General features: G+C 52.0%; 1 protein-coding gene. It reads left to right on the forward strand.

Features of this window, described 5'->3' with window-relative positions; translation table 11 throughout:
• A partial coding sequence (locus tag PGY33_RS14330; RefSeq protein WP_270479219.1) for a VapE domain-containing protein occupies window positions 1–456 on the forward strand: 456 nt, incomplete at both ends.

The raw sequence follows: 456 nt of genomic DNA on the forward strand, positions 1-456 counted from the left end.
ACCCCAGAGCATTGAGGAAATCAAGGAGGGGCTGGAAACTACCGAGAAAGGCGGTGTCCGTCAGAGCATACGGAACTGCCTGACTGTATTCCAGCGTGACCCGCTGCTTTCCGGGGCTATCGCATACAACATCCTGACTGACCGCAAGGACATCATAAAGCCCATCGGCTTCCACAGGGAAAGCACCGCCCTGAACGATACAGATATGAAGTATCTGCTTCTCTATCTGGAAGAAACCTACGGGCTTACCAATGAGAAAAAGATTGATAACGCCATCGGGATTGTGGCGAATGAAAACAAGTACCACCCCATCCGGGATTATTTAAGTTCCCTTGTGTGGGACGGGACAGAGCGAATCCGCTTCTGCCTGCGGCACTTTCTGGGGGCTGACGCAGACGATTACACCTATGAAGCATTGAAGCTGTTCCTGCTGGGTGCAATCTCACGAGCCTTTCA

The organism is Butyricicoccus sp. AF18-9LB (assembly GCF_027684505.1).
GTDB classification, from domain to species: Bacteria; Bacillota; Clostridia; order Oscillospirales; family Butyricicoccaceae; genus Agathobaculum; species Agathobaculum butyriciproducens.